The sequence below is a fragment of the Nostoc sp. genome (assembly GCF_036918245.1).
Classification (GTDB): domain Bacteria; phylum Cyanobacteriota; class Cyanobacteriia; order Cyanobacteriales; family Nostocaceae; genus Nostoc.
Genome location: NZ_JBALEF010000063.1, coordinates 1 through 6,358, shown reverse-complemented (window position 1 = coordinate 6,358; position 6,358 = coordinate 1). Strand labels below are relative to the sequence as shown.

At 41.4% G+C, this 6,358-nt stretch carries 9 protein-coding genes; 1 reads left to right on the top strand and 8 read right to left on the bottom strand.

From position 1 onward, the window contains the following. Positions 1-88 precede the first annotated feature (88 nt). The 8 genes from V7L12_RS17855 to V7L12_RS17825 form a co-directional block, all read right to left on the bottom strand. Entirely contained in the window at positions 89-1,201 is a 1,113-nt protein-coding gene (locus tag V7L12_RS17855; RefSeq protein ID WP_335086164.1) for an AMP-binding protein, read from the bottom strand. Between the two features lie 82 nt (positions 1,202-1,283). Further along, positions 1,284-1,733, bottom strand: coding sequence for a CDP-alcohol phosphatidyltransferase family protein (locus tag V7L12_RS17850; protein WP_335086168.1), 450 nt, complete (start codon positions 1,731-1,733; stop codon positions 1,284-1,286). Between the two features lie 9 nt (positions 1,734-1,742). Next, positions 1,743-1,937, bottom strand: a complete 195-nt coding sequence (locus V7L12_RS17845) for a hypothetical protein (RefSeq protein ID WP_335086162.1) — start codon at positions 1,935-1,937, stop codon at positions 1,743-1,745. A gap of 42 nt (positions 1,938-1,979) precedes the next feature. Then, positions 1,980-2,327: a hypothetical protein gene (locus V7L12_RS17840; RefSeq protein WP_335086159.1), complete on the bottom strand. Its 348-nt coding sequence runs from the start codon at positions 2,325-2,327 to the stop codon at positions 1,980-1,982. Continuing rightward, entirely contained in the window at positions 2,306-2,545 is a 240-nt protein-coding gene (locus V7L12_RS33245) for a hypothetical protein (protein ID WP_442947897.1), read from the bottom strand. The genes V7L12_RS17840 and V7L12_RS33245 overlap by 22 nt, the downstream gene beginning before the upstream one ends. Continuing rightward, on the bottom strand, positions 2,497-3,159 hold the full coding sequence (locus V7L12_RS17835) for an AMP-binding protein (protein WP_335086157.1): 663 nt from the start codon (positions 3,157-3,159) through the stop codon (positions 2,497-2,499). The genes V7L12_RS33245 and V7L12_RS17835 overlap by 49 nt, the downstream gene beginning before the upstream one ends. Before the next feature lie 339 nt (positions 3,160-3,498). After that, complete coding sequence (locus V7L12_RS17830) at positions 3,499-4,686, bottom strand: cytochrome P450 (RefSeq protein WP_335086166.1); 1,188 nt, start codon at positions 4,684-4,686, stop codon at positions 3,499-3,501. A 6-nt stretch (positions 4,687-4,692) separates the two neighbouring features. Next, complete coding sequence (locus tag V7L12_RS17825) at positions 4,693-4,866, bottom strand: hypothetical protein (protein WP_335086156.1); 174 nt, start codon at positions 4,864-4,866, stop codon at positions 4,693-4,695. A gap of 723 nt (positions 4,867-5,589) precedes the next feature. Between V7L12_RS17825 and V7L12_RS17820 the strand changes: the two genes are divergently transcribed. Then, positions 5,590-6,303 carry a CmcJ/NvfI family oxidoreductase gene (locus V7L12_RS17820; protein ID WP_335086154.1) on the top strand — a complete coding sequence of 238 codons (714 nt, stop codon included), beginning with the start codon at positions 5,590-5,592 and terminating at the stop codon, positions 6,301-6,303. The last annotated feature ends 55 nt before the right edge of the window (positions 6,304-6,358 follow it).

The following is a 6,358-nucleotide window of genomic DNA, read 5'->3' as shown; positions in this document are numbered from 1 at the left end:
ATTGACTTTTTTGCACAAGCACTGCTGGCTAATTCTAATAATTATCTGTCTCGGCCATCACTGCTTCCTAAATATTAGACCTGAATCCTTACGCTGCTACTACCTGATTTTGCTCAAGTGCTGTTCCATCGACGTGGTAAACAATAGGTAGAGCTGTCTTTAAGCCTCCAGAAATAATTAAAGTTGCTTCAGCCATTCCATAGCAGGGGTAAAATGCCTCCTTTCTGAAACCACATATCTCAAAACTCTTTGTAAAACTCTCTAGTGCCTCGGCGCGAATCGGCTCCGCTCCGGTAGAAGCTATCTCCCAACTGCTCAGATCGAGATTCTCTTTTTGTTTAAGAGTAATCCTAGAAACACACAAATCATAGGCAAAATTGGGTGCGCCACTAATATTAACTTTATAGCGAGAAATCGCCTCCAGCCAAGATAAAGGCTTTTTGAAAAATGCTATCGGTGACATCAGTATTGTCGGACTTTCTGCATAAATAGCTGGTAAGACTACCCCAGCAACTAATCCCATATCGTGATATGCTCGCAACCAAGACAATCCAGTGCTGTGTAATATGTTACCAAAGCAGTTATTAAGCGAGGCACAATTGTGCATCAGGTTGCCATGATTTATTCTTACTCCCTTTGGTGTTCCAGTAGAACCTGAAGTGTACTGGAGATATGCCAAGGAGTTGCTAGTTACTAATGGCTTCTGCCATGAATGAGCTAGAGTTCTGTCAATATTGTTAGTAGTCAGCCAACGCAACGCAGCTAATTTTTGATACTGAACACTCCAAGGCTCTATCTTGTCTAAGAAGGATGTCGTTGTGAGCGCTAAAATCGCTTGGGCATCTACTACAGCCCTCTCTAAGTCAGACAGCGACTTACCTGGTCGAGGTGGATAAGCAGTCATAGCTATAACTTCAGCATATAGACACCCGAAGAAAGCAGCGATGAATTCTAAAGTATCTGTGAAGGGATAGAGCAGTAAAGCGCGATCGCCAGCAGTTAGAATGAATCGTAGCTTAACTGCGATCGCCCGTGCCTGTCGATCTAACTCTTGATAAGTTATAGTTCCAGATTCTGTTTCGGCATCTTGTAAAAAGGTATATGCAATTTTTTCCGGTTGGTGCTGCGCCCGGTAGCACAAAATATCGACTATATTCGATGATTTATATGTATTATGTAATGAATTATTTACATTAAACAATATTTGATTTTCTCTCATTAAAAATATAGAAAAAAAGGTTTTATTGTTATCTTCTGAACTGGGCTTATATTTTCGGAGTAGATTAAAAATTTTCCAGCTCCCCAAAAAGCTTAGAGGCTGAAATGCAAAAATCTATGATTGAAAGCGGAACTGCAATAATTACTATAATATCAAACCACCCTAATGAATAATTTCCTAGTGTGAGGATACTACCTTGCCAAAAGTATGATAAAACAGCTCCCAAAATAAAAATTAAGTGATACTCAAATACTCCAATTCCAGGGAACAAAAATTTTTTACGTAGAAGAATCCAAAGCATAATTAAAAAGTTATGCAGGTCAGCTAAAATGGCGCTAAACATAACAACTTCAAAAATAGCGTATGAAGAGAAGCCAATTCCTATAGGTAGAACGGCGAAAAAAATAGCATCCAGAATTTGATCGAGAAATTCACCTCTTTTTGATGTCAAGTTACGTTCACGAGCTAAACTTCCGTCCAGACTATCTGCTACAAAATGTAAAAACACAGCGATCGCAGCAATTCAGAACCAGATTTTATGAAAACTTGCGAGGTAGTAAGAAATAGTCGCAAACATCCCAATAAGAAAACCCACAACAGTAATGAGATTGGGTTTTATCCACTGTGGAATCAATGGTATTAACTTCGCTGTTAGCTGGTCAAACAGTCTTTCAAGAGGACTGGGAATAATTTTAATAACTTGCTGTTCTTCAATCATGATTTACTTTCCTGCTTTTACTTGTACGTGCCAAATGAAACCTCAGATGGTTTCAGTTGCCTTTCCTTTATGAGGTGTTCTCAGGATAGAGGAACGGCGAGTTTTGGCAATAATCCGATCCATGTACCAATTAATACCAGGGCCTAACAGACTGTGCAGGTTGCCAATTAACTTCATCTCCAATCCAGGAGTAATCGCAAACGATTTCTTCTTAATACCTTGGACAATCTCAAAAGCTACTCCCTCAGCACTCCAAGTCTTGGCAGTGCCGGTAATCATTTTTGTCTCCATAGGCTTCGTCTTATTTTCCTCCTCAAGTTGTGGGGTATCAGTATCGGGAGGATAGACAATCGAGACATTAACTCCTGTCAACTTAAGTTCGCCACGCAACGACTCCGCCAAGCCCCGTTGAGCAAACTTACTAGAGTGACTTCATCAGATTCCAAATTTCGTAGGTAACTCCGCTCTACCTCACAAGCAACAACCAGCTGTTCAGCCCCTTCAACTTCAACTGAAAAAGCTGCACTAGCACTTGATCGCAGGGCTGGATGGCTTTGTTCTACAGTAAGTTCGATATCTTGTGGGTAGTGATTACTACCTCTGAGCACAATGATGTCTTTAAGCCGACCCGTGACGAATAGCTCACCATCACTCCTTTCGGTGTTGCAGTAGAGCCAGAAGTATATTGAAGAAATGCTAATGTGTTGCTGCTAATCTTGGGAGCCTGCCAATCAGAAGCAAGATCATAGGTAATACTGTCAGTAGCTATGCAATATAACGCTGATAATTCTGATTCTTCTTTTAAGCTGCGTTTAATATTATTAGTGAAAACAGATGTTGTGGTGAGTACAAAAGTTGCATCTGCATCAGCCATAATAGCTTGCAACCGGGTCATACGCTCCTTGCGTTGCACTAAAGGAACAGGAACGGCAACAACTCCTGCATACAGACACCCGAAAAAAGCAGTAATAAATTCTAGTCCAGGTGGATAAAGCAAGATTGCTCTTTTTCCAGTAGCTTTTAAACTGTGTAGTACAACAGCAATAGCTCGTGCCTTTTGGTCTAGTTCAGAGTAAGTCAAGCTGATTTCTTCAGTTTCTCCATCTACTAGAAAGGTATAAGCCTTTTGTTCTGGCTGAATTTGTGTTCTGTAACATAGTAGTTCTACGAAAGTTGAAAATTTATCTAGAGGATTTTTTAAATTGTCTAAACAAACACTCATAAACCAATATTTGGTTTTGAAACCTTTAAATTATTGTTGCCCCGTAAGCTGGAGGTGATCGGGTGATTCATAATTTAATTCAGCAACGCCAAAAAATCTGTTATTTGGCAAAGTGTAATACGCTGTCACTAATGCACCCAACATATTAACAATTCAAAATTCAAAATGACGCTCGCAGACTCGCTCTAAGCGAAGCCATACCGAAGGCTTTACGCTGCGCTAACAAAATTAAAGACATTTTACCTACGGTACGCCATGCAAACAGATAGGATTTAAACCCCAACTGAAAATGATATTACCTGTAATGGTTGAGGTCTTAAACCCTTTGATTTACGAGAATTACCGCTTATTAAGCAACATTTTTATCCTGTTTTTAGGACGCACAAGAAAGGGATTGCACAGGGTTACTTTTTGATCTGGCACTAGCTTCAACCGGAACTGCTGGGCAATCGTCGCTAGCAGCAAAACTAGTTCCATGATTGCAAAAGATTTGCCAATGCAAATCATTGGCCCCCCACTGAAAGGAAAATAGGCAAATGCTGGTAGCCGTTTTATCAAATCTCCTTCCCAGCAATCAGGGTTAAAGGCTTCGGGATTATCAAAATAACGTGGGTCATGATGCATCACCCACTGGCTCATCATAATAGTATCACCTGCACGCACAGGATAACCAGCTACTTCGCAGTTTTGCAAGGCTGTGCGACCTACTGTCGCAACAGGCGGATACAACCGCATCACTTCCATAACCACTCTCTCGGTATAACGCAATTGAGGCAGGTCAGCAATTGTCAGTGCCTGTCCACCTAGAATTGTTTGTAATTCCTCTAACAACTTCGATTCGACTTCGGGATGCTGTGATAACAAATACCACGTCCAACACAAGACTAGGGCAGTGCTTTCGCGACCCGCTATCAACATGCCTATCACTTCATCTCGTATCTGTTTGTCACTCATTTTTATCCCATCTTCATCCTGGATTTGCAGCAGCATCGAAAGCAAATCACCCTTGTCCTGACCGCTGGCTCGACGTTGGTTGAGTGTGGTATAAATTACATTATCTAACGATTGCACTGCTTTGAGATAATTCAGGTTTTTAGAAGTGGGAAACCAATCTGGAAGTAAAAATAAGAACAAGTTATTTGAGGGAGCCTCAAAATACTCAATACTATTTTTCAGGGCCTTGCCTATCACTTCCACTGCTTCTTTTTCGTCAACCTGAAACAGGCTTTTAGCGATAATTTCCAGTGTCAGCGCCAACATGTCTGCATAAACATCACGAGTTTCGCCATCTTCCCAGGAGTTAAGTAGCTGTTGGGTATAGTCAACCATAACCTGCCCATAAGCAAAAATGCGCTCTCGCTGAAAAGCTGGTTGTATTAGTCGTCGTTGGCGCTGCCAAAACTCTCCTTCACTTGTCAATATTCCGTTGCCTAATAGCCGCCGAGTCCATTCCCACCTGGGGGATTTGCCAAATTGATTGCTCTTTGTTGCCAGCACTTCCTGAATGTAGTCTGGATGGTTGAGCAGATAAAATTAAAACAATGAACCCTTGCAGAAGACTACATCACCGTACTCTTGGGCACACTTACTTAGAAAGTTTAGCGAATCGCTGTTGTACTCGAAAAGAGAACCTAAAAGGAAGTGACCTTTTGGCCCTGGTGGATAGCTGCCAGAATTTTTCGCTTCAGATGTAGAAATTATAGTCATTTTTTATCAAAAACTTTACTAGAATTACACGCCAAAACACTTATAAATGGCAGACGATAGTTAGTGGTTCCACTCTGGTGCTTCTATTAATAGGGAACTTGTGTTCAATCACATCCCCTATTTTTCATTTGAGGTCGGCTATTTAGTCTAGCCTGCAGATAATCAACTTATCTCTTCTTCTAATTTAGTTAAACAATCAGATCAGATTTTACCTGTTGTGATAATGGGAACGAGTGCTGGAATATGCCAGTAATTGAAGTGCGATCGCACTCTTGGCGGGCGGGTACGCCATCGCGTTACTCCTCCCAATCAACCAATACCCCCTCAACACAAGCGATACCCCATTGCAGAAACTTCGCCAGCCAAAATAAGAGCCTATAAAAATTTTGGCAAAAACGGCAAAATGACTCATATATCGCTCTTTCATCACTCTCACCAGAGAATAAAACAATAATCCTTACTAGACAACACTTTCAGGCAAAAGAGATGATTTTACCCATAATGTTAGAAAATAAAGCTCCAAACTTAGTTTCTGTCTATTGTTTAAAAGTTGGCTGAGATTTTTCTTTGACCAGAGTGATGGAAGAGCGTTAGTACTACCGAATAGTCGAGGAGTCTGTCTGCTATAAGTGTTGTTAGGTGAGCGTTCTAGCTACACGCGTGCTTGGACAATAATTTTTTAAATTGAACAATAATTATTTAATGGACAAAAAGGATGAAACAATGAGCCTAAACAATCGTTTTTTACTTGACCTACCGTGCGTTGAGGTAGAACTGACCTACCTCATCCCAATGGCAGAAAGGTTTGTCTACTATGCCTGCGAGCAACCAGGAGTTCCCTGCTCCAACGGGAAGTTCGAGACACATAGATTGCCAGTTCATAATGCACGAGCGATCTCACAAAAAGTATCCCTAGATCGGGAAGGCTTCGGATTTGCTGCACATCAAAGCAAGGTCAGCAATTTCTATGACGGAGGTGAGATTTGGAACGTCTATTATCCTGAAGCCAAGCAACTCTTAAAAGATGTAACAGGTGCAACTCAGATTTTCATCTTCGATCGTACTCTCCGTAACGTTCAGTTCAGGCATCTGGGTGAGAACGAAATCGGGGAACCAGTTAAGTGGGTACATAACGACTTTACAGCCAAATCTGGCTATACTCTCGCACGCAAGGTTTTGACAGAGCAGGGGATAGATAACACTGATGAACTACTGCAATCAAGGTTTGCTTTGATTAATATTTGGCGACCGATCGCACTAGTTCAGGAGTCACCATTGGCAGTGTGCGACGCTGTTAGTCTCGCACCAACAGACCTTGTAGCTGGTGACCTCTTCTACCACAATTACGGTTGCGAAACCTACGCATATGCTTGGGAAACCTACGCAATGACCTATAACCGAATGGCACTAAGAAAAGCCCCAAGGCTTGTGGTTTAAGCAGTTTGCAATTGCTTACGTAACTCATGCCGTGGTTTCGTCATTAAAGGGTAAG

Coding starts and splice junctions, on each gene's coding strand:
- V7L12_RS17845 (WP_335086162.1), bottom strand. CDS start 1,937: ATGATTGAAGAACAGCAAGTTATTAAAATTATTCCCAGTCCTCTTGAA.
- V7L12_RS17835 (WP_335086157.1), bottom strand. CDS start 3,159: ATGAGTGTTTGTTTAGACAATTTAAAAAATCCTCTAGATAAATTTTCA.
- V7L12_RS17825 (WP_335086156.1), bottom strand. CDS start 4,866: ATGACTATAATTTCTACATCTGAAGCGAAAAATTCTGGCAGCTATCCA.
- V7L12_RS17820 (WP_335086154.1), top strand. CDS start 5,590: ATGAGCCTAAACAATCGTTTTTTACTTGACCTACCGTGCGTTGAGGTA.